This window comes from Rhodococcus sp. WS3, assembly GCF_003797085.1.
Taxonomy (GTDB): Bacteria; Actinomycetota; Actinomycetes; order Mycobacteriales; family Mycobacteriaceae; genus Rhodococcus_F; species Rhodococcus_F globerula.
In genome coordinates this window covers 1414175-1439027 of record NZ_RKMA01000002.1, presented here as the reverse complement: position 1 = coordinate 1439027, position 24853 = coordinate 1414175, and the positions used below count along the sequence as shown (strand labels likewise).

The 24853-nt window shown below is 62.3% G+C and carries 17 protein-coding genes and 2 tRNA genes; 12 read left to right on the top strand and 7 right to left on the bottom strand.

What is annotated here, in order from left to right:
* Positions 1–5 precede the first annotated feature (5 nt).
* Positions 6–803 (top strand): Fpg/Nei family DNA glycosylase, encoded by a 798-nt coding sequence (locus tag EEB13_RS20690; protein WP_141486144.1) that lies wholly within the window; start codon positions 6–8, stop codon positions 801–803.
* A gap of 13 nt (positions 804–816) precedes the next feature.
* On the opposite strand, the gene EEB13_RS20685 is transcribed toward EEB13_RS20690, so the two are convergent.
* Together EEB13_RS20685 and EEB13_RS20680 are read right to left on the bottom strand one after the other, a co-directional pair.
* The gene (locus tag EEB13_RS20685) at positions 817–1572 is read right to left on the bottom strand and encodes a DUF1542 domain-containing protein (RefSeq protein WP_141486214.1); all 756 of its coding nucleotides are present in this window, start codon (positions 1570–1572) and stop codon (positions 817–819) included.
* A 164-nt stretch (positions 1573–1736) separates the two neighbouring features.
* A tRNA-Gly gene (locus tag EEB13_RS20680) sits at positions 1737–1810 on the bottom strand.
* A 319-nt stretch (positions 1811–2129) separates the two neighbouring features.
* Between EEB13_RS20680 and EEB13_RS20675 the strand changes: the two genes are divergently transcribed.
* The 5 genes from EEB13_RS20675 to clpX all read left to right on the top strand — a co-directional run bounded on the left by EEB13_RS20675 (position 2130) and on the right by clpX (position 6728).
* Positions 2130–2203: transfer RNA gene (locus EEB13_RS20675), tRNA-Pro, on the top strand.
* A 127-nt stretch (positions 2204–2330) separates the two neighbouring features.
* Positions 2331–3704: a trigger factor gene (gene tig / locus EEB13_RS20670; protein ID WP_033232854.1), complete on the top strand. Its 1374-nt coding sequence runs from the start codon at positions 2331–2333 to the stop codon at positions 3702–3704.
* Positions 3705–3904: 200 nt separating this feature from the next.
* Positions 3905–4492 carry an ATP-dependent Clp protease proteolytic subunit gene (locus EEB13_RS20665; protein WP_007730960.1) on the top strand — a complete coding sequence of 196 codons (588 nt, stop codon included), beginning with the start codon at positions 3905–3907 and terminating at the stop codon, positions 4490–4492.
* 48 nt (positions 4493–4540) lie between these two features.
* Entirely contained in the window at positions 4541–5203 is a 663-nt protein-coding gene (locus EEB13_RS20660; RefSeq protein ID WP_033232858.1) for an ATP-dependent Clp protease proteolytic subunit, read from the top strand.
* 244 nt (positions 5204–5447) lie between these two features.
* Positions 5448–6728, top strand: a complete 1281-nt coding sequence (gene clpX, locus EEB13_RS20655; protein WP_033232860.1) for an ATP-dependent Clp protease ATP-binding subunit ClpX — start codon at positions 5448–5450, stop codon at positions 6726–6728.
* A gap of 85 nt (positions 6729–6813) precedes the next feature.
* Here clpX and EEB13_RS20650 read toward each other — a convergent pair whose 3' ends face one another.
* From EEB13_RS20650 to EEB13_RS20640, 3 genes are all read right to left on the bottom strand, one after another.
* Positions 6814–8151, bottom strand: coding sequence for an MFS transporter (locus tag EEB13_RS20650; protein ID WP_033232862.1), 1338 nt, complete (start codon positions 8149–8151; stop codon positions 6814–6816).
* 205 nt (positions 8152–8356) lie between these two features.
* The gene (locus EEB13_RS20645) at positions 8357–10579 is read right to left on the bottom strand and encodes a glycoside hydrolase family 3 C-terminal domain-containing protein (protein ID WP_141486143.1); all 2223 of its coding nucleotides are present in this window, start codon (positions 10577–10579) and stop codon (positions 8357–8359) included.
* 50 nt (positions 10580–10629) lie between these two features.
* Positions 10630–11304: a TetR family transcriptional regulator gene (locus EEB13_RS20640; RefSeq protein WP_051730375.1), complete on the bottom strand. Its 675-nt coding sequence runs from the start codon at positions 11302–11304 to the stop codon at positions 10630–10632.
* 114 nt (positions 11305–11418) lie between these two features.
* Here EEB13_RS20640 and aroQ point away from each other — a divergent pair, with 114 nt between their 5' ends.
* Genes aroQ through EEB13_RS20625 form a run of 3 tightly spaced genes read left to right on the top strand, consistent with a single transcriptional unit; the run spans position 11419 to position 14650 of the window.
* The gene (gene aroQ, locus EEB13_RS20635; protein ID WP_141486142.1) at positions 11419–11868 is read left to right on the top strand and encodes a type II 3-dehydroquinate dehydratase; all 450 of its coding nucleotides are present in this window, start codon (positions 11419–11421) and stop codon (positions 11866–11868) included.
* Entirely contained in the window at positions 11868–12746 is an 879-nt protein-coding gene (locus EEB13_RS20630) for a shikimate dehydrogenase (protein ID WP_045066932.1), read from the top strand. Before aroQ ends, EEB13_RS20630 begins: the two co-directional genes overlap by 1 nt.
* A complete protein-coding gene (locus tag EEB13_RS20625; protein WP_045066933.1) occupies positions 12743–14650 on the top strand; it encodes a sugar phosphate isomerase/epimerase and 4-hydroxyphenylpyruvate domain-containing protein in 1908 nt (635 codons plus the stop codon). The genes EEB13_RS20630 and EEB13_RS20625 overlap by 4 nt, the downstream gene beginning before the upstream one ends.
* On the opposite strand, the gene fdhD is transcribed toward EEB13_RS20625, so the two are convergent.
* The gene (gene fdhD / locus EEB13_RS20620; protein WP_141486141.1) at positions 14607–15476 is read right to left on the bottom strand and encodes a formate dehydrogenase accessory sulfurtransferase FdhD; all 870 of its coding nucleotides are present in this window, start codon (positions 15474–15476) and stop codon (positions 14607–14609) included. The two genes, EEB13_RS20625 and fdhD, sit on opposite strands and share 44 nt — an antisense overlap.
* A 1-nt stretch (position 15477) precedes the next feature.
* Positions 15478–17787 carry an FdhF/YdeP family oxidoreductase gene (locus EEB13_RS20615; RefSeq protein ID WP_187328591.1) on the bottom strand — a complete coding sequence of 770 codons (2310 nt, stop codon included), beginning with the start codon at positions 17785–17787 and terminating at the stop codon, positions 15478–15480.
* A gap of 82 nt (positions 17788–17869) precedes the next feature.
* Here EEB13_RS20615 and EEB13_RS20610 point away from each other — a divergent pair, with 82 nt between their 5' ends.
* From EEB13_RS20610 to EEB13_RS20600, 3 genes are all read left to right on the top strand, one after another.
* Positions 17870–18478, top strand: coding sequence for a GNAT family N-acetyltransferase (locus EEB13_RS20610; protein WP_141486139.1), 609 nt, complete (start codon positions 17870–17872; stop codon positions 18476–18478).
* The gene (locus EEB13_RS20605; protein ID WP_033232878.1) at positions 18478–20505 is read left to right on the top strand and encodes an alpha/beta hydrolase family protein; all 2028 of its coding nucleotides are present in this window, start codon (positions 18478–18480) and stop codon (positions 20503–20505) included. The genes EEB13_RS20610 and EEB13_RS20605 overlap by 1 nt, the downstream gene beginning before the upstream one ends.
* 146 nt (positions 20506–20651) lie before the next feature.
* The gene (locus tag EEB13_RS20600) at positions 20652–24785 is read left to right on the top strand and encodes a bifunctional nitrate reductase/sulfite reductase flavoprotein subunit alpha (RefSeq protein WP_141486138.1); all 4134 of its coding nucleotides are present in this window, start codon (positions 20652–20654) and stop codon (positions 24783–24785) included.
* The last annotated feature ends 68 nt before the right edge of the window (positions 24786–24853 follow it).

The window sequence follows — 24853 nt, the reverse complement described above, 5'->3', positions numbered from 1 at the left end:
GTCCCGTGCCAGAAGGTCATACCCTGCATCGACTGGCACGGTTGCATGCAAAGAAGTTTGTCGGTTCACCAGTGCGCGTACTCAGCCCGCAGGGGCGATTTGCCACGGACGCGGCTCTGGTGGACGGGCATGTACTCACGTCGTCGGATGCCTGGGGCAAACACCTGTGGCACACGTACGACAACGGTCTGATCGTCCACGTACACCTCGGTTTGTACGGAAAGTTCACCGACAGTGCCCTCCCGATGGAAGAACCGGTGGGGCAGGTCCGGATGCGAATGGTCGGTGCCGGCTTCGGCACCGACCTTCGTGGTCCCACCGCCTGTGAAGTCTTGCTGCCGCCGCAAGTAGCCGCTGTCGAAGCCAGGCTCGGCCCCGATCCACTGCGCCGCGACGCGGACCCGCAGCAGGCGTGGGCGCGAATCTCGAAGTCCAAGAAGGCAATCGGCGCACTGCTCATGGACCAGGCAGTGCTGGCCGGGGTCGGCAACGTCTACCGCGCCGAATTGCTGTTTCGTCACGGCATCAACCCCGAACGCCCCGGCAACCTCGTCAGCTACGACGAATGGACTGCCATGTGGGCGGACCTCGTCGAACTCATGAAGGTCGGCGTGCGACGCGGAAAAATGCACGTCGTGCGGGCCGAACACGACAACGGCGATCCGGCCTACGCCAAGGATCGTCCGCGCACCTACGTCTACCGGCGCGCGGGATCACCCTGCCGGGTCTGCGGGTCACCGGTCCTTCATTCCGTCATGAAGGCACGAAACCTGTTCTGGTGCCCGGTGTGTCAGGCTGTGTAGACGACCCTGCGGTCTAGAAGTCCATGCCGCCGAAGTCCATCCCGCCGCCGTCGCCGAATCCACTGTCGCCGAATCCGCTGTCACCTGAGTCGTAGCCCTGGTCGCCTTGGTCGTAGCTCTGATCGCCGGCGTCGCCTTGGCTTTGATCACCTGCATCTGCGCCTTGATCTGCGTTAGGATCACCGCCCGCTGCGAAAGCCTCTGCGCCGTAAGGAACTCCGGCCATCCCGGAGAACATGGTCGAGAACAGCATCATCGAACCCAGGCCCCAGGCGCCTGCGACGAGGGCGGGCTTCCACCACGGCTCGGAGTACCAACCGGCCGGAACGGGCCGGCCGGCGACGCGACCGCCGGGGTAGTAGTTGGGGGTACGCGACGACGGGGTAGGCGATGCCGCGACCTTGCGGCCCTCGAACTCGACCTCGCGGGACTCGGTCACCGCGCCGGCGGCTTTCTGGCCGTCGATGGTGGGAACGTCAGGACCTGGATCCATTCCCATGGCGACTCGTGCCGCGCGAATGTAGTAAAGCCCTTCCAGCGCAGTCTGTTTCGCGAGACGCGCTTGAACCGGGGTAGCTGCCTGATCGATCTGCGAGCCCGCCGCTGTGTAGCGCTCGGCTGCGTCGGCGAGTGCTTGCCGTGACGGTTCGTCGGTGCCGGTGAGGTTGTACACCTGGCCACCGAGACGCTCGATTGCCTGCCTGGCATCAGCTTTGGCGTCGTCGAGTTGTGTCGCGCTGTGGGTGGAACCGCGTTGCTGGCTCTTCATGACCAGGAACACGACAACAGCCAGAACGACGAGAATGAGAAGAATCGTGGTCACGGGTGGCCTCCGAGCAGTATCGATCCGGACAACTCCAGGATACGGATCGCTGCAACAAAAAATCCGCACCGGCGAGGCCGATGCGGATCTTTGTGGAAGTTTCCCTCCGATGGAGGGGATGACGGGAATCGAACCCGCGTGATCAGTTTGGAAGACTGAGGCTCTACCATTGAGCTACATCCCCGTGCACACGCGAACTCGGGATCGCCGTGTTCGTCGTCTGCGATTCGAAACTGTACCCAATGCGGGCGCGGATTTCATAATCGGGGGGTCGAAAGCGTTCTCACCAGGGGAATCTCCGGCGAGGGTGTGTGGTCGAGGCTCGGTGGCGCCGGTGCGGCCGGAGTTTCGAGCCGGATGCAGGCTGCACGTGCTTACGGCTATCCGTGTACAAATGGTGGGCGGGTTCGTGAGAGAGTAGTGAGCGCGATAAGGTTTGGCGCAGTCGGCAAGTACGCGGCTGTTTTCGCGAGCGTGTTCGTAAGAAGCATGTTTGTGAGTAACGGGATGTAGCGCAGCTTGGTAGCGCATCCGCTTTGGGAGCGGAGGGTCGCAGGTTCAAATCCTGTCATCCCGACAAGTACGTATACGAGACTCCACTACTGCACACGCAGGAGTGGAGTGTCGTGCAAGACCACACGAGCAAGACCGAAAACCTGCAGTAAGCCAGTTATGAGCAAGACCAGACGAAGGAGCGAAGTTTCGTGAAGAGCACCGTCGAGCAGCTCAGCCCGACGCGAGTCCGTATCAACGTTGAGGTGCCCTTCGCGGAACTCAAGCCTGATTTCGACAAGGCCTACAAGGCCCTCGCGCAGCAGATTCGTCTCCCAGGCTTCCGTCCGGGCAAGGCCCCGGCCCGCCTCCTCGAGGCACGCGTCGGTCGCGCCGCTGTGCTCGAGCAGGTCATCAACGACGCTCTGCCGTCGCGTTACTCCGAGGCTGTCACCAGCGCCGGCGTCAAGGCACTCGGCCAGCCCGAGATCGAGGTCACGAAGCTCGAAGACGGCGACGTCCTCGAATTCGCTGCCGAGGTCGACGTGCGCCCCGAGATCGAACTCCCCGATTTCAGCTCCATCAACGTCACGGTCGATCCGATCGAGATCACCGATGAGGCCATCGAAGAGCAGCTGCTCTCGCTGCGTCAGCGTTTCGGCACCCTCACGGGCGTCGACCGCGCAGTCGAGGACGGCGACTTCGTCTCCATCGACCTGTCGGCCACCGTCGACGGCGAGAACGTTGCCGAGGCTACCGCCAGCGGACTGTCACACGAGGTCGGTTCGGGCCAGCTCATCGAGGGCCTCGACGAAGCCATCATCGGCCTGAAGGCGGGGGAGTCCAAGGACTTCACGTCGACTCTGGTCGCCGGTGAATTCGCAGGCAAGGAAGCCGTTGTCACCGTGACCGTTCAGACGGTCAAGGAGCGCGAGCTTCCGGACGAGGACGACGAGTTCGCTCAGCTCGCCAGCGAGTTCGACACCCTCGACGAACTGAAGGCAGACCTCCGCGAGCGCGTCGGACGCGTCCGCAAGGTCGAGCAGGCCGGCCAGATCCGCGACAAGGTTCTCGAGCAGCTGCTCGAGACGGTCGAGGTTCCGTTGCCCGAGGCCATCGTCAAGGCTGAGGTCGACGCTGCGCTGCACGACGCCGTTCACGGTCTCGATCACGACGAAGAGGCTCTGAACAAGGCTCTCGAAGAGCAGGGCAGCAGCCGCGAAGAGTTCGACAAGGACACGTTGGAGGCCGCTGAGCGCTCCGTCAAGACGCAGCTCCTGCTCGACTCCATCGCGGACGCCAACGACGTCACGGTCGGCCAGGACGAGCTCACCGAGCGCATCCTGTTCCAGGCGCAGCGTTACGGCATGGCTCCTGAGCAGTTCATCCAGCAGATCCAGCAGGCCAACCAGCTTGGTGCGATGTTCGCCGATGTCCGTCGCGGCAAGGCTCTCGCAGCCGTCGTCGAGGCTGCCGGCGTCACCGACAGCAGCGGCGCTGCTGTCGACACCGCTGAGCTTTTCGGTAACGGCAAGGCTGACGAGGACGCAGAGGCGTCTGATTCTGCCGAGAGCGAAGACAAGTAAAAAAGCAGGTTATCGGGTGTTTTCACCGCGATCGGCTGCAATGAGTTTTCCGCTTTGAGCGAAGTAGGGCGGCACCGGGACTCCGGTGCCGCCCTACTTGGTTAGTGTCTGTGTCAGCAATTCGTATTTGGCAAAGAAGATCCACATAGAAGGCAGGTACCGTGACTTCCAATCACCTGGAGACTTTGCAGAGTCCCGCCATGACTTCAGCCACCGCTGGGTTGAACCTCAGCGACTCGGTATACGAGCGCTTGCTCCGTGAGCGCATTATTTTCCTCGGTACCCAGGTCGACGACGACATCGCAAACAAGCTGTGCGCGCAGATCCTGCTTCTCTCGGCCGAGGACCCGACGCGAGACATCTCGCTCTACATCAACTCGCCTGGTGGATCCGTCACCGCCGGTATGGCGATTTTCGACACCATGCAGTTCGCGGAGTGCGACATCGCGACGTTCGGCATGGGTCTCGCCGCGTCGATGGGGCAGTTCCTGCTCTCCGCAGGCACCAAGGGCAAGCGTTACGCCCTACCGCACGCCCGCATCATGATGCACCAGCCGTCCGCCGGTATCGGTGGTAGCGCCAGCGACATCGCCATCATGGCCGAGCAGTTCAAGCACACCAAGCGTGAAATGGCCGAGCTGATCGCTCAGCACACCGGTCAGACGGTCGAGCAGATCACCGCTGACTCGGACCGTGACCGTTGGTTCACGGCGAAGGAAGCCCTCGAGTACGGCTTCGTCGACCATGTCGTCTCTCGTGCGAATCAGGCCGGCGGCACCGGCAACTGAGTCGGTTGATCCGTCCTATTGCTGCCCAATTCATACTTTGGAGAACTGATGACAAACCTTTTCGGAGCTAACTCGCTGGGCGGCCAGGCGCCGTCGGGCCCGCAGTCGCGCTACATCCTGCCCCAGTTCACGGAGCAGACCAGCTACGGCGTCAAGACGTCCGACCCGTACAACAAGCTTTTCGAGGAGCGCATCATCTTCCTCGGCTCGCAGGTCGACGACGTGTCCGCGAACGACCTCATGGCACAGCTGTTGGTTCTGGAATCGCAGGATCCGGACCGCGACATCACGATGTACATCAATTCGCCCGGTGGTTCGTTCACCGCGCTGATGGCGATCTACGACACGATGCAGTACGTGCGTGCAGACATCTCCACCGTCTGCCTCGGCCAGGCCGCGTCGGCTGCTGCTGTTCTGCTCGCCGGCGGTACGCCGGGTAAGCGTTTTGCGCTCCCCAACTCGCGCATCCTGATTCACCAGCCGGCCACCGGCGGTATCCAGGGCCAGGTTTCCGATCTGGAGATCCAGGCAGCCGAGATCGAGCGTATGCGTCGTCTCATGGAGAACACGTTGGCTCTGCACACCGGCAAGGATCCGCAGACGATCCGCGTCGACACCGATCGTGACAAGATCCTCACGGCCGAGCAGGCCAAGGAATACGGCATCATCGACGACGTTCTGGCGTACCGGAAGCTCAGCGCACAGAAGTAGTCGTTTTCCGCCTCGTGTCGACCACCGAAATTCGGTGCGCGATGCGAGGCGGATCGGTCGGGAAGTACCAGGTGGAAGACATGCCTGAACTATTTCCCCGACAATATTCTTGATAATCCGTCGACGAATCGCCGACAACAGGTCGACCGTGGTTCGGAACAACGGGTACCGTCACATCACGGGCTGGTTCTGGATCTGCGTTCTGGCGAGTGCACGTACACGAAGGAAGTAGGGACCTCACGAGATGGCACGCATCGGCGACGGCGGGGATCTGCTCAAGTGTTCTTTCTGCGGTAAGAGCCAGAAGCAGGTCAAGAAACTCATTGCAGGACCCGGGGTGTACATCTGCGACGAGTGCATCGACCTCTGCAACGAGATCATCGAGGAAGAACTGGCCGAGTCGAGTGAGGTCAAACTCGACGAGCTGCCGAAGCCCGCGGAGATCCGCGATTTCCTCGAGAACTACGTCATCGGTCAGGACTCCGCCAAGCGGACGCTCGCAGTGGCTGTGTACAACCACTACAAGCGTATTCAAGCCGGCGACAAGGGCCGCGATGCCCGCGGCGAAACCGTCGAACTCGCAAAATCCAACATCTTGATGCTCGGTCCCACCGGCTGCGGTAAGACGTATCTCGCGCAGACCTTGGCGAAGATGCTCAACGTTCCGTTCGCGATTGCGGACGCAACGGCCCTGACCGAGGCGGGTTACGTCGGTGAAGACGTCGAGAACATTCTGCTCAAGCTGATTCAGGCTGCGGATTACGACGTCAAGCGCGCCGAGACCGGCATCATCTACATCGACGAGGTCGACAAGATCGCTCGCAAGAGCGAGAACCCCTCGATCACCCGGGACGTCTCCGGTGAGGGTGTTCAGCAGGCTCTGCTCAAGATTCTCGAAGGCACGCAGGCCAGCGTTCCGCCGCAGGGTGGACGTAAGCATCCGCATCAGGAATTCATCCAGATCGACACCACGAACGTGCTGTTCATCGTCGCCGGTGCGTTTGCCGGCCTCGAGCGCATCGTGTCCGATCGGGTGGGCAAGCGTGGTATCGGCTTTGGTGCCGAGGTTCGCTCCAAGGCAGAACTCGACACAGTCGATCGTTTTGCCGAGGTCATGCCCGAGGATCTGATCAAGTTCGGTCTGATTCCCGAGTTCATCGGCCGTTTGCCGATGATCGCGTCGGTCACCAATCTCGACAAGGCGTCGCTCGTCCAGATTCTGTCCGAGCCCAAGAATGCTCTGGTGAAGCAGTACCGTCGACTGTTCGACATGGACGGCGTGGAACTCGAGTTCACCGAGGAAGCCCTCGACGCGATTGCCGATCAGGCCATCCTCCGTGGCACCGGTGCCCGTGGACTGCGCGCCATCATGGAAGAAGTTCTTCTCCCCGTGATGTACGACATCCCCAGTCGCGACGACGTCGAGAAGGTTGTGGTGACCGCCGAGACCGTCATCGACAACGTTCTGCCGACTATCGTCCCGCGTAAGCCGGAGCGCGGCGAACGCCGCGATAAGACGGCTTAACGTCAAAACAGGCTTAACGTCAAAACAACTGTGGCCCGGCATCTCTCGCGAGATGCCGGGCCACAGTTGTTTGTGGGGTGTTCGACTAGATCGGGTTGCCGAGTTCCTTGAGTGGGGTACGGAAGGTTTCCTTGGCGGTGAAGGCTGAGATCGCACAGATGACGCAGGCGACCGAGGTAAGAATTGCGACGGGCATCCAGTGTGTCTTGTCGCCGCCCATCAGAGCGTTGCCGATGGCGGGTGCAAAGCCGGCGAGCGCAAATCCGACCTGGGTTCCGATTGCGATACCCGAGTAGCGGACCTTGGTGTTGAACATCTCGGAGTAGAACGACGGCCAGATGGCGTTGGGTGCCGCGTAGAAGACGGACATCAAGCCGATTGCCGCAAGGAAGATGAGCGGAACGTTTCCACTGGCGATCGCACCGAAGTAGACGTAGATGAAGACCGCGCTGCCCAGTGCGCCACCGACGAAGAGCGGTCGACGGCCGATTCGGTCGGACAATATCGCCCAGGCAGGCTGGCTGATCAGTGCGACAGCGTTTGCGGCAATGGCAACCCACAGCATCGTGGACTTGGGGATTCCCACTTCTTCAGTGGTAGCGAAGGCAAGACCGAACACGGAGAAGATGGTCGACACGACGGCGATGAAGGCGCAGCAGATGACGCGGACCAGATTTGCGCTGTGTGTGCGAAGCAGGTCGGCGACGGGGAGCTTCGCAACGGCCTTGGATTCTTGCTGCTCGATGAACTCTTCGGGCTCTTCGAGCTTGAGTCGCATGATGTAGGCGGCAATGAGAACGATCAGGCTGCCCCAGAACGGGATTCGCCAACCCCAGGTGTAGAGAATGTCGTCGGGCAGCGCCGCGATGGGGAGGAATACCAGGCTGGCGAGGATGAATCCGGCTTGAGTGCCGTTGAGCGTCCAGCTGCAGAAGAAGGCGCGTCGGCCTTCCGGTGCGTGTTCGAGAGTGAGTGAGCTCGCGCCACTCTGCTCGCCGGCCGCGGAGATGCCCTGGGCGATGCGCATCAGGACGAGCAGTATCGGCGCGAACACTCCGATCGAGTCGGCGCTCGGGATGCATCCGATGAAGAAGGTGGCCGCGCCCATCATGATGAGTGTCAGCAGCATGATCTTCTTGCGGCCGACGCGGTCGCCGAAGTGTCCGAGAACCACGGCGCCGACGGGACGCGCGATATAGGCAACTCCGAATGTCGCGAGGGAGAGCAGTGCCGCGTGCCCGCTGTCGGGGAAGAACACCGTCGGGAAGATGAGCGCGGCGGCTGATGCGTAGATGTAGAAGTCGTAGTACTCGAGCATGCTGCCGAGGAACGACGACGTAGCGGCGCGTTTGACCTTGGTGGTGTCTGTTGTGGGCAAGTGCCCTGCCTCAGGTCCCGACGGTGTGACCGTGCTAGCTGACATGCTCATCTCCTGGTGGAAGCGAAAGTGGAGGGCTCTACATCCGCGACGTGGTGTTCGGCGTACTTGTTCGTACTTTGAACGTTTGTGCGGAGAGCGATACACAGAATGTAACTGACACCACACCGACTACACAAGATTATTAACCAAATAGTTCATAAAAATCTAGCTACGTTTCGGTTGGTTATCGAAACCCCAGTTCAGAGAGCTATGGCTGAGGCCGCTGTGTGGCCGCAACCAGTTCGGCTACCTGCTCCTGCGTGATGCCGAGGCCGAAGGCCGCGAGTTTGCCGAGCGGCATGGAACCGGCCATGGCCATCAGTTCGGGCGCTATCGGCGGGGAATCTTCGGTGGCGGCAGCGGCCATCGCGGCGCCGAGAACTGGGCCTCCGACCGGATGTGCGAACCACTCGGCGATGGTCGACATGGCGTTCAGCGGGCGAGGTCCGATGTTTCCCGGCAGGGTGATCCTGTCCGTGGTTGCAATGTCGCGCGAGGAGAAGCCGACGCGAACGTCGTAGTCACCGGCTTCGACGGCCCAGTCCTGGTCCTTGGCGGACCAGTAGGAAAATGCGCGCGGGTCGAGTGTGATCGTCGTGGTTGTCGATTGCCCGGCTTCGAGGTGGACTTTGGCAAAGCCCTTCAGCTCTTGGGTAGGGCGGTCGACGGCAGAGCCCGCGTCGTGGACGTATACCTGGACAACCGTGCTGCCGGCTCGATCACCTGTGTTGAGCACGGTCACCGTGATCTCGGCAGAATTTTCTCCAGTGGTGATTGCGGTGTCGGTGACGGCAAAGGTGGTGTAGCTTCGCCCGAAGCCGAAGGGGTAGGCAACGTCGTGGTCGACGGAGTCGTAGTAGCGGTATCCCACATACAAACCTTCCCCGTATCGGACGTGTTGCGCAGATCCCGGGAAATGAAGGTATGACGGGTTGTCTTGCAGCCGAAGGGGAATCGTCTCGGTGAGGTGGCCGGACGGGTTGACCAGACCGAACAGGATGGTGGCGATCGCCGACCCGCCTGCCTGGCCGAGAAGCCATCCTTCGAGGATGGCGGCGGCGTACATGCGCCACGGGTTGATCGAGACGACGCCACCGTTGGACAAGACCACGACGGTGTTCGGATTGGCGCTGTGCACTGCTTTCAGCAGGGCGATCTGGTCGGCGGGCAAGTCGATGTCCGAGCGGTCGAACCCCTCGGATTCGGTGGCTGACGGGAGGCCGAGGAAGAGGACGGCCACGTCGGACCTGCGGGCAGCGTCGACGGCTTCGGTGACTTTGTCGCTGTCCGGGGTGCCGTCGAAGGTGAATCCCGGAGCGAAGGTCACGCGGTCGGAACCCGCGATGGCCAGGATTGCGTCCAGCGCATTGTCGAGGGTGGTCGGTACTACCTGCGAACTGCCGGCGCCCTGGTACCGCGGACTGCAAGCGAACTCGCCGATGACTGCGACGGTCTGCCCTCCCGGGGTCAGGGGGAGGATCTCACCGTCGTTTTCGAGGAGGACCGCGGATTCGGCGGCAGCGGTCCGGGCGAGTTCATGGTGATTCGCAGCGTCGTAGGTGTGGCCCTCGATCCGAGCGCCTGCGGTACGGTCGACCAGCGTCGCCACCCGCTCGGCAGCTGTGGTCACGACGGATTCGTCGAGGTCGCCGCTGTGTACGGCGTCGACGATCTGTCCGTCGGTGCCCGAGGGCGGCATCTCCAAATCCAGGCCGGCGGCAATCGCCGCAACCCGGTCGTTCACGGCTCCCCAATCGGAGACGACAAGGCCGTCGAATCCCCACTGTTGGCGCAGAACTTCGGTGAGCAGCCACTGGTTCTGGCTCGCGTAGACGCCGTTGATCTTGTTGTACGAGCACATCACCGTGGTGGGCGCTGCCGTGGTGACCGCGTACTCGAATCCAGCGAGGTAGATCTCCCGCAGGGTTCGCTCGTCGATATCGGCGCTGACTCGCATGCGGTCGTGTTCTTGGTTGTTGGCGGCAAAATGCTTGAGCGACGTACCGACGCCGCGGGACTGAATACCGATGATCAGTGCGGCAGCCACGCGGCCGGATACGAAGGGATCCTCGGAGACGTACTCGAAGTTCCGCCCGCACAAGGGGGATCGTTTGATGTTGATACCGGGGCCGAGAAGGACCGAGACCTGCTCGGCTTTGGCTTCGTCGCCCAGCGCTTCGCCGACGCGGCGGATGAGGTCGAGATTCCAGGACGAACCGAGTCCGACGGCCGGCGGGAAACACGTGGCCGGGATGCTCTGACCGAGCCCGAGTGCGTCACCGCCCTCCGGTTGTTTGCGAACGCCGTGCGGGCCGTCGGTCAGCAGTATCGACGGAATTCCGGCGACAGCCTGGCTGTGCCAGAAATCCGATCCCGAGGTCAAGGAAGCCTTGTCCTCGAGTGAAAGTCCGTGCGCGCTGTTCTCGGTCACGTGTGTCCTCCCGGTTGCGAGTGCTCCGAAGTCAATTAGTTGGTAGTCGGTCAGGCGGGGGTAGGCGCCGTCAGGAAAGCGACGACCATGTCGCCGAGCATGGTTCGCAGGTGCTCGCGATGCGTCGGGGCGATGAGGTCGCGGTCGAAGAGTGCTTTGAATGTGTAGCGGTTGGCGATGCGGAAGACGCAGAAACTGCTGATCAGCATGTGCACGTCGAGAGCGTCGACGTCGTCTCGGAACGTGCCGGCCTTCTGGCCGTCGAGGAGGATCTGTGACACCAGGTCCGCGGCGGGAGCGCCGAGTCCGCTGAGCACTTCGGACTTCTCGATGTACTCGCCGCGCAGCATGTTCTCGTTGGCCACCAGGCGAATGAAGTTCGGGTGCTGCTCGTGGTGATCGAAGGTGAGTTCTGCAAGTGCGCGAACAGCTGCCGTCGGATCAAGGCCCTCGAGATCGAGTTCACGCTCCTGCGCCCGGATTACGCTGTACGCGTGTTCCAGAACCGACTTGTATAGCCCTTCCTTGTCGGTGAAGTAGTAGTAGATCATGCGCTTTGTGGTGTGAGTCTTGGTGGCGATCTCGTCCACGCGGGCTCCGGCGAAACCCTTGTCGGCAAACTCCTCGGTCGCGACGGCGATGATGTTCACTCGGGTGAGATCGCTGTTTCGACGTCGTTTCTCGGGCTTGGATGCCAGTGCATTCGCGGAGTGCTCGGAGACCATGGACCTCACTCTATCTGCGACGGAGTTGGGTGAGTTCCTTGTCGAGTGCGCGTCGGAGGAGTAGTGTCCGATAAATTAACTCACTAGTTCGTACATTAGCTTCGAGGTGACCCGATGGCAGTATCAAGACCGATCCTGGTTCTCAACGGACCCAATCTCAATCTGTTGGGGCAGCGCCAACCGGAGTTCTACGGTCGGGACACCCTTGATGACGTAGTTGCCCGCTGTGAGGTCGCGGCCGCAAACTTCGGTGCCGTCGTCGAGGCAAAGCAATCGAATCACGAGGGTCAGCTCATCGACTGGATCCACGAAGCACGCGGACGAGTTACCGGCATCGTGATCAACCCCGGCGGCTATTCGCACACGTCGGTCGCCTTGCGGGATGCGCTGGTCACGCTGGAAGCTCCTGTTGTCGAGGTCCATATCAGTAACATTCACAGTCGTGAAGACTTCCGTCAGCACTCGTACGTGTCCGGAATTGCAGACGCCGTCATCTGCGGACTGGGGATCGACGGATACAGCGCCGCAGTCGAGTTCGTGTGCGTCCGAGGAGAAGAGAACTGATGAGCGAGACAATTCTCTGTGGTCTTATCGGCACAGGAATCGGTGCGTCCCTGACGCCGATCATGCACGAGGAGGAGGGACGGGCGCAGTCTTTGCCGTACGTCTACCGCATCCTCGATCTCGACGTGATGGGGCTGGCACCGTCGGATATCGGTGAACTGCTCACCTACGCCAAGCGTTTCGGCTTCCGCGGCCTCAACATCACCCACCCGTGCAAGCAGTTGGTGATCGAGCATCTCGACGAATTGTCCCCTGACGCAGCAAAACTCGGAGCCGTCAATACGGTCCTCTTCGAGGGCGGCAAAGCGATCGGTCATAACACCGACTGGTCCGGCTTCGGACGTAACTTCGACACGGGACTCCCCGGCGCGAAGCTGGACCGGGTGGTCCAGCTCGGTGCCGGCGGCGCGGGTGCTGCCGTTGCGTATGCGGCGCTGACGCGCGGAGCTCGCGTGCTGACATTGGTGGATTCGAGTCTTGCTCGGGCGCAGGAACTTGCGCGGACGTTGGCAGTGCAGTTTCCCACTCAGAGCGTGGTAGCGAAGCACACCGACGACCTGGCCGATGCACTTGCCGACGCCGACGGGTTGATTCATGCCACCCCGATGGGAATGGCCGCGCACCCCGGTATGGCCTTCTCCCCGGATCTTCTGCGCCCGGACCTGTGGGTTGCGGAGATCGTGTACCGCCCCCTCGAAACAGAGCTCCTTCGCCAGGCGCGCTTGATCGGTGCCCCGACGCTCAGTGGCGGCGGGATGACCGTTTTCCAAGCCGTCGACGCCTTCCGGATCTTCACCGGTATCGAGCCGGACAGTGATCGGATGCTCGCCCACATGACCGCCCTTGTTCAGGGTGAGCAGGCGGCGGTAGCACGATGAGCACTCCGGTTCGAACGTCGATAGCAACCGTGTCACTCAGTGGCACCCTCGAAGAAAAGCTGGTTGCGATTGCCGCGGCGGGCTTCGACGGTTTTGAGGTGTTCGAGCCGGATTTTGTCGCCTCGCCGTGGTCGCCGAAGGAACTGCGCACGCGGGCCGCGGATCTGGGGCTGACCCTGGATCTGTATCAACCGTTTCGTGATTTCGATTCCCGGAGCGAAGATCAATTCGCCCGGAATCTTGTTCGGGCGCAGCGCAAGTTCGAGCTCATGGAAGAGCTGGGCTGCGAAACACTGCTTGTGTGTTCCTCGCCGTTGCCGACGGCAAGCCATGACGACGGTCAGTTGGTCGAACAATTCTCGGCGCTGGCAGAGCTGGCGTCCGAGCACGGCAAGAAGGTGGCATACGAGGCGCTGGCCTGGGGCGGACACGTCAATACTTACCGGCATGCGTGGAAGATCGTCGAGGAAGTCGATCACCCGTCACTCGGAACCTGCTTGGACAGCTTCCACATCCTGTCCCGCGGTGACGATCCCGCTGGAATCCGGGATATCCCCGGTGAGAAGATATTCTTCCTGCAGTTGGCGGACGCACCGTTCATGGCGATGGACATCCTTCAGTGGAGCAGGCATCACCGAAACTTCCCGGGGCAGGGCAGCTTCGACCTGAGCACTTTTGCCGGGCACGTCCACGCCGCCGGCTATACGGGACCGTGGTCACTCGAAATCTTCAACGACGTGTTTCGTCGGGCCGACACACAGCGAACGGCAGTCGACGCCCACCGGTCGCTGCTCCACTTGGAGGAGCAGGTGTCCGCCGCCGTGTCGGTCGGGGATGGACCCGAGTTGTTCACGGCACCGGAGCGGACTCCGCTCGAAGGTATCGTCTCGCTGCGCGTCGCGGCCGGACCGGCCAAGCAGGATCAGCTTCACACGATGCTGTCTTCGGTGGGCTTTCACCTGGTCGGACGCCATCGTGATCACGATCTGCAGTTGTGGCGCCACGGCCTTCTGACCATCGCCGTCGACGCGACGGCTGGGACGGTGTGGAGCGCGCCCGGTCTCCCGGCCGACCTGCCGGTTCTCACTCAGATCGGTATCCGCGCAACTGAACCCGAGGTGTGGGGCCGGCGAGCACTCGCGTTGGAGGTGCCGGTCGAACAGGTGCGGTTGCCAGGTTCGGCGGACGAGAATGCCGAAGTTCCGGACGTCGTCCGCCTGAAGGTCACCGACGCGACGTCGATCGACCTACGCGGCCCAGGCAGTGCGGCGGCGTGGGAATCGGCGTTCGATATCTACCCGCTCTCGGCCGCCCGCAACCGCGCGGAGGCGTCGGTGCTCACGGGCATCGACCATGTTGCCCTTGCCGTCCCGGCCGAGAGTTGGGACTCCGTCATGCTGCTCCTGCGTTCTGTCTTCGAGATGCATCCGCACGAGGGGCTGGATGTCACCGATTCTGTGGGACTCATGCGGAGCCAGGCGCTCACCCTCGTTCAGGACGGTTCGGGAAACACTCTGCGCATCTCGCTGAACATGGTGGACGGCAGCCGAAGTGGGTTGCCCACCGTACGCCGCGGCGGCGTCAGCCACGTTGCCTTCTCGTGTGAGAATATTTTTGCCGCGGCAGCCACCATGGCGGACTGGGGCTATGCGCCGCTTCCCATATCGCCGAATTACTACGAAGATCTCGAAGCGCGCTTCGGTCTCAATGCCGAACTGCTCGACCGTATGCGCGGCGCGGGAATCCTCTACGACGCGGATGCTCACGGCGAGTTCTTCCACCTTTTCACCCCGACCGTCGGCGCCGACCTGTTCTTCGAGGTGGTTCAACGCGTGGGTGGGTACGAGGGTTACGGCGAGGTCAACTCCGCTGTGCGACTGTCGGCTCAGCTGCGCGCGGAGTAGCGACGACCTCGATTCGGTGCGGGTGGGAGTAGACGTTCATCGAATCGCCGCGGATGAAACCGGCAAGCGTCAGTCCCGACTCCTTTGCCAGTTCCACGGCCAGTGACGATGGAGCCGAAACGGCACCGAGGATCGGAATGCCGGCCATGACGGCCTTCTGGACGAGTTCGAACGACGCCCTGCCGCTGACGATCAAGATCGTGTCGTACAGGGGTACTCGGCCGTCGGTGATGGCCCAGCCGATCACCTTGTCTACCGCATTGTGACGGCCGACGTCCTCGCGGAGAGCAAGCAGTTCGCCTGTGGTGGTGAACAATCCGGCTGCGTGCAGGCCGCCGGTGGTCTCGAAGATGCGCTGTCGTCGTCGAAGCGTGAGCGGCATTGACGACAGCGTGGTCGAGCGGACGGTGGTGGTGTCGCCGACCAACGGGTGCTTGGTGGTTGTCCGGACGGCGTCGAGTGAGGTCTTGCCACAGACACCGCACGCAGAACTCATGACGGTGTTGCGGTCGGTGGTGTGATCCGGCAACGGCACTCCGGGAGCCAGGGCGATGTCGAGGACGTTGTACGTGTTTGCGCCGGTCTCGTCGACGCCGTCGCAGTAGCGAACGATGCTGACATCGTCACGGGTGGCGATGACGCCCTCGCTGAGAAGAAATCCGTGCACGAGGTCGACGTCGTTGCCCGGTGTTCGCATCGTCACCGCCAGCACCAGGCCGCCGACCCTCATTTCGAGTGGTTCCTCGACGGCCAGCGTGTCGGGGCGCGTGACGACCCGGTCACCCGAGATTCGAACGACCGGTGTTCGTGCGGTGACTCGTCCCATCTCAGGCGCCTGATGCTTCGAGTCGAACCGTGACGGCCTTCGAGACCGGCGTGTTCGATTTGGCTGCAACATGTTCGAGAGGGACGAGGGGATTGGTCTCCGGGTAGTAGGCCGCAGCGTTGCCGCGCGGCGTGTCGTAGGAGACTATGCGGAATTCCGAGACCCGACGCTCTTCCAGTGTGCCGTCAGGTGTTGTCCACTCGGACACGATGTCGACGAGATCGCCGTCGCGGAATCCGAGTGCGGTGATGTCGTCGGCGTTGACGAGAATGACCTTGCGGCCGCCCTTTATCCCGCGGTAACGATCGTCGAGGCCGTAGATCGTGGTGTTGTACTGGTCGTGGCTTCGCATGGTCTGCAGAATCAATCGGCCGCTAGGGGTGGGCAGCCACTTCAGTTCGTTGACGCCGAAGTTGGCTTTGCCGGTGTGCGTGTGGAATTCGCGCGAATCGCGCGGCGGGTGTGGCAATTGGAATCCGTCGGGTTGGCGGACGCGGGTGTTGTAGTTCTCGCAGCCTGGCACGACGCGTGAGATGGAGTCGCGGATCAGGTCGTAGTTTCCCTCGAAGGCGGACCAGCGTACGGAGTGATCACTGCCGAGGAGTTCGCGGGCGAGTTGGCAGATGATGGCGACTTCACTGCGCAGGTACGGGCTGACCGGGTTCAGTCGCCCGCGCGAGAGGTGCACCATCGACATGGAATCCTCCACGGATACCAGCTGTTTGCCGCCGGCTTGGACGTCGAGGTCGGTGCGGCCCAAGGTGGGGAGGATGATCGCGGTTTGCCCGTGGACAACGTGGCTGCGGTTCAGTTTGGTAGAGACCTGAACGGTGAGTTCGCATTGGCGCAGCGCGGTTTCGGTGGCGGCGGTATCGGGACTGGCCTGGATGAAGTTGCCGCCCATCGCCATGAAGAAGCTTGCCTTGCCTGCGTTCATGGCCCGGATCGCGTCGACGGTGTCCCAGCCGTGCTTTCGCGGCGCCGTGATCTTGAACTCGGTGTCGAGAGCGGCCAGGAATTCTTCCGGCATCTTTTCCCAGATGCCCATCGTGCGATCGCCCTGGACATTGGAGTGCCCGCGAACGGGGCAGACACCGGCGCCTGGCTTGCCCATCATTCCGCGCATCAGCAGGAGATTGACGGCTTCCTCGATGGTCGCGACTCCGTGTGCCTGCTGAGTCAGACCCATCGCCCAGCAGATGACGGTGCGTTCGGAACGAGCGAGGGCCGACGCTGTTTCGGTCAGTTGCGCCATCGTCAGCCCGGTTGCTTCGAGAACGGTGTCGAGATCAACAGCGCGAACGTTCTTTTCGTAGTCGTCCCAGCCCGCGCAGTACGTGTCGACAAATGCGCGGTCGACGACCGCGCCCGGGTTGCGGTCCTCTTCCTCGAGGAGAAGTCTGCCGAGTCCCTGGAACAACGCCATGTCGCCACCGAGACGAATCTGCAGGAACTCGTCCGCGATGTCGACACCGTGACCCACCACGCCGGAGACCTTCTGCGGATCCTTGAAGCGTCGCAGTCCGGCCTCGGGAAGCGGGTTGACTGCGATGATCTTGGCGCCGTTGCCTTTTGCCTTCTCGAGTGTCGAGAGCATTCGAGGGTGATTGGTGCCCGGGTTTTGCCCGGCGATGAGTATGAGGTCGGCGTTCTCGAGGTCGGGAACCGTCACGGAGCCCTTGCCGATGCCGATCGACGCGGTGAGGGCGCTGCCCGACGATTCGTGACACATATTCGAGCAGTCCGGCATGTTGTTCGTGCCGTAGCTGCGAATCATCAACTGGTACAGGAACGCGGCCTCGTTGGAGGTGCGACCGGACGTGTAGAAGACGGCTTCGTCAGGGGAGGCCAGACCCGTCAGGTGATCGGCGATCAGGGCGTAGGCGCCTTCCCAATCGATGGGTTGGTAGTGCGTCGCCCCGGGAGTGAGCACCATCGGGTGCGTCAGGCGTCCTTGCTGACCGAGCCAGAAGTCGGTCTTGCCGTCGAGTTCCGCGATCGAGTGCTCGGCGAAGAACTCCGGTGTGACGGTGCGCAAAGTCGCTTCCTCGGCAACGGCCTTTGCGCCGTTCTCGCAGAACTCGGCGGGCTTGCGGTGACCTGGAGTTTCGGGCCACGCGCAACCGGGGCAGTCGAAACCGTGGCGTTGATTGAGCCTGGCCAAGGTGCGCGCGGTCCGGAGAGCGCCCATCTGTTCGACACCACGTTGCAACGAGACGAGGACGGCGGGAACGCCCGCGGCGTAATCCTTCGGGTGCGTGACCTCGAGGTCGGATTCGTCGATGTCCTTGATGGGGCCCTTGCGCGTCATGACTCCATACTCTCCCGAATGCGACGGGTATGCCATGAAAGCGGAAATGTGTGTCGCGTCGCCTTGCCGGTACGCTCGCACGATGGGTGTGAACGTGCGGCCGGCTGAAACCGCAGATATTCCAGCACTTGCAGAAGTCCTCGCAGACGCGTTCGAGGATGACCCGCTGATGGTGTGGATACTGCCCGACGAGGAATCTCGCCGCGCGCGGTTGGCACGTTTGTTTGCCGCCGAAGTTCGCTATCACCACCTGGCCGGAGGTGGGTCGGAAGTAGCGGTCGACGAGAACGGCGTGATCGGGGGAGCGGCACTCTGGGATCCGCCGGGGCGATGGAAGCAGTCGACGTGGGAGTCCGTGATCAGTTTTCCGGCGGTGGTGCGCGCATTGGGAACCCGCATGATGGTGGGTGCCGAAGTGGGTGGGGTCCTCGAGAAGGCTCACCCACAGGCGCCGCACTGGTATCTCGCCACCATTGGTACCGGAGCGCAGGCGCGCGGCGGCGGGTACGGCAAGGCGCTGCTGAACTCGAGACTCGATCGGTGCGATCGCGATCGGATACCGGCTTATCTCGAATCCAGTAAGAAGGAGAACATCCCGTACTACAACCGTTTCGGGTTCGTAGTGACCGACGAAATCGTGATACCTGATGGAGGACCTACCGTTTATCCGATGTTGCGGGAGCAGAAGTGATGTTGCCTGAACTGCACGGCGGTACGCCGTTCGACGAGTTGGACGATTACATCGCCTTGCCGAGACTGTCGGGTCTGGCACTCTCGGTGGACGGATCGAGGCTGATCTGTGGGCGCGCGGTTCTCGACGACACCGGTACCGAATACGTATCGTCGCTGTGGGAATTCGATCCGCAAGGCCGTCGGCAGGCCAGGCGATTGACCTGGGGCACAACCAGCGAGTCCGGTGCCACGTTTGCTTTCGACGGCGACATCCTCTTCACCGCAACACGTTCCGTGCCGGGGGAGGACTCGCCGCAACCGGCACTGTGGCGGTTACCTGCCGACGGTGGTGAGGCGAGCGTGGTGTGCCGTCGCGGCAGCGGCGTTTCGTCGGTGACGGCCGCGCGGTCGGCCCCGACCTTTGTTGCGCACACCCCGGTGATGGCGTCGGCGCGTGGGCTGGAGCACGACGACGAGATCCGCGCGGCCCGCAAGGACGGCAAGGTCACGGCGATGCTCCACACCGGATATCCGGTGCGGCACTGGGATCACGATCTGGGGCCGGATCAACCGCATCTTGTTGTCGGGGAATCCGATTCGGAGGGTGCTGTTGTTCTGCGCGACGTGACACCGAGCGCCGGTGCGGCACTGCGCGAGGGTTCGATGTCGATCAGCGCTGACGGTTTGTTTGTCGTGTCCACGTGGGCCGTGGGAGATTCCGGCGCTGCCCGTCGCTCGACCATCGTGCGGATCGACACGGTGAGTGGGGATCGAGCCACACTGGTGGACGATGCCGAGGCCGACGTGCACAGTCCGTCCGTGTCTCCGGACGGCACTCGCGTCGCGTTCATTCGCGAAACTCTCACAACTCCGGATCATGCGCCACGAGTGTCCTTGGGGCTCTACGATTTCCGGACGGGCGCCGTAACCGCTGTTGCCGACGGCTGGGATCGCTGGCCGACGTCGCTCGCGTGGCTCTCGGACGGATCGGGCTTGGTCGTCACTGCCGACGATGGCGGTCGCGGACCCGTCTTCACCATCGATCTGTGGGGTCAGCCTGTGCGGCTGACCAAGGATGCTGCCGCCTACACCGACATTCGAGTGTCTGCGGAGGGTGAGTTCCTCTACGCGCTGCGCGCATCGTACGAGGCTCCGCCGCACGTGGTGCGTATTGCTCTTCGCTCGGGTGAGGTATTGCCGTTGCGCGGGCCTGACGCGTTGCCGGAACTGCCCGGCACCCTGACGGAGATCAGCGCCAGGGCGCAGGACGGGACACAGGTTCGGAGTTGGTTGGCGTTGCCGACCGGTGCTGCTGCTCATGCGCCGGTGCCGTTGTTGTTGTGGGTGCACGGTGGTCCGTTGAATTCGTGGAACACGTGGTCGTGGCGGTGGAACCCCTGGCTGTTGGTGGCAAAGGGGTACGCGGTGCTGTTGCCGGACCCGGCCTTGTCCACGGGATACGGCCAGGACTTCGTGCAGCGGGGGTGGGGCCAGTGGGGCAAAGCTCCCTTCACCGACTTGATGGCTGTGACCGACGCCGCCGTGGCGCTTCCCGAGATCGATCCGAACCGCACCGGCGCAATGGGCGGTTCATTCGGTGGCTACATGGCGAATTGGATTGCCGGCCATACCGACAGGTTCGACGCGATTGTCACCCACGCGAGCCTGTGGGCGCTGGATCAATTCGGTCCGACGACGGATTCGGCGTGGTATTGGCAACGGGAAATGTCACCGGAAATGGCCGTCGACAACTCACCGCACCTCTACGTGGCGGATATCAACACCCCGATGTTGGTGATTCACGGCGACAAGGACTACCGCGTTCCGATCGGTGAGGGGCTGCGCCTCTGGTACGAACTTCTTGCGGAGTCCGGATTGCCTGCCGACGCTGACGGAAAGACCGATCACCGGTTCCTCTACTTCCCGGACGAGAACCACTGGGTCCTCAAACCGACTCACACCAAGATTTGGTACGAGGTGGTGATCGCTTTCCTGTCCGAGCACATCCTGGGTGAGGACGTCTCCCTGCCGGAGATACTCGGCTGATCAGGACTGTCGGCGCCTCACATCGCGGCAAACGTCGCCGTGAGGAAAGAGTGATTGACCCGCAACGTCGGACACGAAGGCCCGAAACATCGGCATCCGATGATCGATATCGACCTTGATTCTCGGTCGAAGGGATGCAAGGAACGATGGGCGCTCAACTCGGTACTACTCAGCTCGGAACCACTAGTGTCGACACACTCTGCGCATACTGCGGAGTGGGTTGCGGTCTGGTGCTCGACATCATCACCGATCCGGAAACGGGACGTAGGAAAGCGGCAAAATCGTCGGGTCTGAAGACTCACCCCACGAATTTCGGGCGGTTGTGCACCAAGGGCAGCACAACTGCGGACATGTTGGCCGGACCTGGGCGCATGGAGTCCGCATACCTACGGCACAGTCGCGGCGGTGCGATCGAGGCAGCGGACATCGATGCTGTGATCACCGAGACGGCGAACCGTCTGCGCGCGATGGTCGACGAGCACGGCCCGGATGCTGTTGCGTTGTACGTGTCGGGGCAGATGTCCCTCGAAGCCCAGTACCTGTCGAACAAACTGGCCAAGGGATTCATCGGAACCAATCAGATCGAATCCAATTCTCGGCTGTGCATGGCCAGTGCCGGCACCGGTTACAAGCAGTCCCTGGGCGCCGACGGACCGCCCGGTTCCTACCAGGACTTCGAACACGCAGATGTGTTCTTCGTGATCGGCGCGAACATGGCGGACTGCCATCCGATCCTGTTCCTGCGGATGATGGAACGCGTCAAGGCGGGCGCGACGCTGATCGTCGTCGACCCTCGACGCAACGCCACTGCCGACAAGGCAGACCTGTTTCTTCAGATTGCACCCGGGACGGATCTTGCGCTGCTCAACGGACTGCTGCACCTCCTGGTCGAGGACGGTCACACCGATCCCGAGTTCATCGCCGAGTTCACCGAAGGCTGGGAGGTCATGCCCAGCTTCCTCGCGGAGTACACGCCGGACAAGGTCGCTGAGATCACCGGTATTCCCGAGGCGGACATCCGCGCCGCCGCCCGGTTCATCGGTGAGGCCGGCAACTGGATGAGCTGCTGGACAATGGGTTTGAATCAGAGTACCCATGGAACGTGGAACACCAACGCCATCTGCAACCTGCATCTCGCCACCGGCGCGATCTGCAAAACCGGTAGTGGCCCGTTCTCGCTGACCGGTCAGCCGAACGCCATGGGTGGCCGCGAAATGGGATACATGGGGCCAGGTTTGCCTGGTCAGCGTGCGGTGATGTTCGACGGCGACCGTGAATTCGTCGAGGACCGGTGGGGCATCCCGCACGGGTCGCTGCGCACGGACGTCGGCGGTGGGACCATCGACATGTTCACCCGGATGGCGGCCGGAGAGATCAAGGCGTGCTGGATCATCTGCACCAATCCCGTTGCAACGGTGGCCAATCGAAAGACGGTGCTCGCCGGCCTGGAGCAAGCTGAGCTTGTCATCGCACAGGACGCATTCCTCGGCACCGAAACGAACGAATACGCCGACGTTCTGCTCCCGGCGTCGTTGTGGACCGAGTCCGACGGAGTGATGATCAACTCCGAACGCAACCTGACGCTCTTCCAGCAGGCGTTGGACCCGGTCGGCCAAGCATTACCGGATTGGCAGATCATCGCCCGGATCGCGTGCGAGATGGGTTATGCCGACGCATTCACCTATACGTGTGCAGAGGACGTGTTCGAGGAGATCAAGCAGTTCTGGAATCCGAAGACCGGTTACGACCTGCGGGGCGTGACGTACGAGCGCCTCCGCAAGAACTCGATCCAGTGGCCCTGCCCACCTAACAGTGATCAGGACCGCCACCCCATTCGATACCTCAATGACGGTGTCAGTCAGCAATTGCTTGTCCGGGACGACGGCAGTACTCCGCGCCTCGCGTTCCCTACCGCCAGTGGCCGCGCGTCGTTCTTCGCCCGGCCACACATGCTGCCCGCCGAAATGCCCGACGACGACTACCCGTTCCTGCTCAACACCGGACGTCTGGCACATCAGTGGCACACCATGACCAAAACCGGCAAGGTCGCCAAACTCAACAAACTCAACCCCGGCCCATTTGTCGAAATGCATCCCGACGACGCCGCTCGGTTCGGTATCGCCGACAAGGACGCGATCGAGGTTGCCTCACGCCGCGGCCGCGCGGTGCTGCCCGCTCTGGTCACCGACCGGGTGCGCCCGGGGAACTGCTTTGCGCCATTTCACTGGAACGACGCATTCGGTGAATACCTGACCATCAACGCCGTCACCAACGATGCAATCGATCCGGCGTCGCAGCAACCGGAGTTCAAGGCCTGCGCTGTCACCTTGACCAAGGTCGCCGTCAGAGCGCCGGAAGCTACTCCCGTCGAGAGGACAACGCACGTGTCGAGGGTCGACGTTCTCGCTGATGTCTTCGGTCAAACCGATGCGCCTGCACCAGCATTCGATCCACTCGAACAGCAGTATCTCGCCGGACTTCTCGCCGCGCTGCGATCGGATGCCGACCGTACGCCTGGGGTTCCGACCTTGCCACCGACTGCGCCCTTCGATTCGGGCAAGCGGATGTGGGTCGACGGTGTCCTGGCCGGCTTGTACTCACGATCTCTCGTTTCGGGTGGCCCCCCGAAGCCCGACGCGCAGCGGGAACAGATCGTTGTGCTCTGGGCGTCGCAAACCGGCAACGCCGAGGAATTTGCCGCAGCCTGTGCGACTCGGTTGGGGGGAGTCGGCTTGCCGGTGCGGGTATACGGGATGGATGAGTTCTCGGTCGCCGATCTTGCGGACACTCATGAACTGCTGCTGATCACCAGCACGACCGGCGACGGAGATCCGCCGGACAATGGCAGCGGATTGTGGGACGCGTTGACCGGGGACGAAGCGCCTTCGCTAGCGGGGACCCGCTATTCCGTCATCGCTTTCGGTGACTCCAACTACGACGACTTCTGTGGTCACGGGCGCAAACTCGACGCTCGGCTGGCTGAACTCGGCGCAACCCGCATCGTCGATCGTGTCGATTGTGAACCGGACTACGAGGACGATGCTGCCGGTTGGTTGGACGCAGTCGCGGCTGCAGTGGGGGACGCGACTGCAGTAGGAGATCAGCCCAGCCCCGTTGTGGTCGGAACGTCTCGTGTGAGTTCACCGCCGGACAGTTCGCGCCAGTACAGCAAGAAATCTCCACTGATCACCAGCCTGACCCGAAATGTTGTTCTCAATCGCCCGGGTTCGACAAAAGATGTGCGCCAGTTGGGCTTTCATCTGCCGGAGGGCACCGTCAGCTACGAGGCCGGCGACGCCCTGGGTGTCTGGCCCCGCAACAGCACTCCGATCGTGGACGAATGGCTCTCGGTTGCCGGTCTCGACGGCGAGAGCACAGTCGAACTGGGGGAGTACGGCGCGATGACGCTGCGTACCGCGCTCTCCGAACGCCTCGAGATCACGCGCGTCAACAGTGATCTGCTGCGATTCGTGCATCAGCGGACCCGGGACACTGATCTGGCGGAACTGCTGAAGCCGGAGAACAAGGCTGTGCTCAAGGATTGGTCGTGGGGCAGGCAATCCGTCGACGTGTTGGCCCAGTCTCCGGTTCGGGCTTCCGTCGACGACTGGCTAGGTGTGCTCAAACCTCTTCAACCGCGGCTGTATTCGATTTCGTCGAGCCCGAAGGAGAATCCCAACGAGGTGCAGCTGACCGTCTCCGCCGTCCGGTACAACGTTGTGGGCGTCCCGCGGCGCGGGGTGTGCTCGACGTACCTGGCCGATTACGCCGGTAGTGACGACATCGGCATCTACGTGCAAAAATCCAGTCATTTCCGGCCGCCGTCGGATCCTGCGGCGCCCATGATCATGGTGGGGCCGGGCACTGGCATCGCGCCCTTCCGAGCGTTCCTGCACGAACGACGAGCATTGGGGCATACCGGACCGAACTGGCTGTTCTTCGGGGAACAGCACGCCGCTACCGACTTCTACTACCGCGAAGAAATCGAAGAGCTCCGCAGAGACGGATTCCTCACAGAACTCGACGTCGCGTTCTCCCGGGACCAATCGGAGAAGATCTACGTCCAGGACCGAATGCGTGAGCGGGGTGCGCAGCTGTGGGAGTGGCTGCAGAACGGCGCACACTTCTACGTGTGTGGTGACGCCGAGCGGATGGCCAAGGATGTCGACGGCGCCTTGAGCGGTGTGGTCGCACAATACGGAAAGCTTGCACCCCGTAGCGCCGAGGCATACGTCAAGGCACTGGCAGCGGAGAAACGCTACGTGCGTGACGTCTACTGATTTGCGAAGCCTCAGTTGCGGCGGTGAGAGGTGCAAATTCACGCTGGACGGGGGAGTCATTAGGATCA

Excerpts from the sequence above, each read along its gene's own strand:
- EEB13_RS20685 (WP_141486214.1), bottom strand. The coding sequence starts at position 1,572 with ATGAAGAGCCAGCAACGCGGTTCCACCCACAGCGCGACACAACTCGAC.
- EEB13_RS20665 (WP_007730960.1), top strand. The coding sequence starts at position 3,905 with ATGACTTCAGCCACCGCTGGGTTGAACCTCAGCGACTCGGTATACGAG.
- EEB13_RS20660 (WP_033232858.1), top strand. The coding sequence starts at position 4,541 with ATGACAAACCTTTTCGGAGCTAACTCGCTGGGCGGCCAGGCGCCGTCG.
- clpX (WP_033232860.1), top strand. The coding sequence starts at position 5,448 with ATGGCACGCATCGGCGACGGCGGGGATCTGCTCAAGTGTTCTTTCTGC.
- EEB13_RS20650 (WP_033232862.1), bottom strand. The coding sequence starts at position 8,151 with ATGTCAGCTAGCACGGTCACACCGTCGGGACCTGAGGCAGGGCACTTG.
- EEB13_RS20640 (WP_051730375.1), bottom strand. The coding sequence starts at position 11,304 with ATGGTCTCCGAGCACTCCGCGAATGCACTGGCATCCAAGCCCGAGAAA.
- aroQ (WP_141486142.1), top strand. The coding sequence starts at position 11,419 with ATGGCAGTATCAAGACCGATCCTGGTTCTCAACGGACCCAATCTCAAT.
- EEB13_RS20630 (WP_045066932.1), top strand. The coding sequence starts at position 11,868 with ATGAGCGAGACAATTCTCTGTGGTCTTATCGGCACAGGAATCGGTGCG.
- EEB13_RS20625 (WP_045066933.1), top strand. The coding sequence starts at position 12,743 with ATGAGCACTCCGGTTCGAACGTCGATAGCAACCGTGTCACTCAGTGGC.
- fdhD (WP_141486141.1), bottom strand. The coding sequence starts at position 15,476 with ATGGGACGAGTCACCGCACGAACACCGGTCGTTCGAATCTCGGGTGAC.
- EEB13_RS20615 (WP_187328591.1), bottom strand. The coding sequence starts at position 17,787 with ATGACGCGCAAGGGCCCCATCAAGGACATCGACGAATCCGACCTCGAG.
- EEB13_RS20610 (WP_141486139.1), top strand. The coding sequence starts at position 17,870 with ATGGGTGTGAACGTGCGGCCGGCTGAAACCGCAGATATTCCAGCACTT.
- EEB13_RS20605 (WP_033232878.1), top strand. The coding sequence starts at position 18,478 with ATGTTGCCTGAACTGCACGGCGGTACGCCGTTCGACGAGTTGGACGAT.
- EEB13_RS20600 (WP_141486138.1), top strand. The coding sequence starts at position 20,652 with ATGGGCGCTCAACTCGGTACTACTCAGCTCGGAACCACTAGTGTCGAC.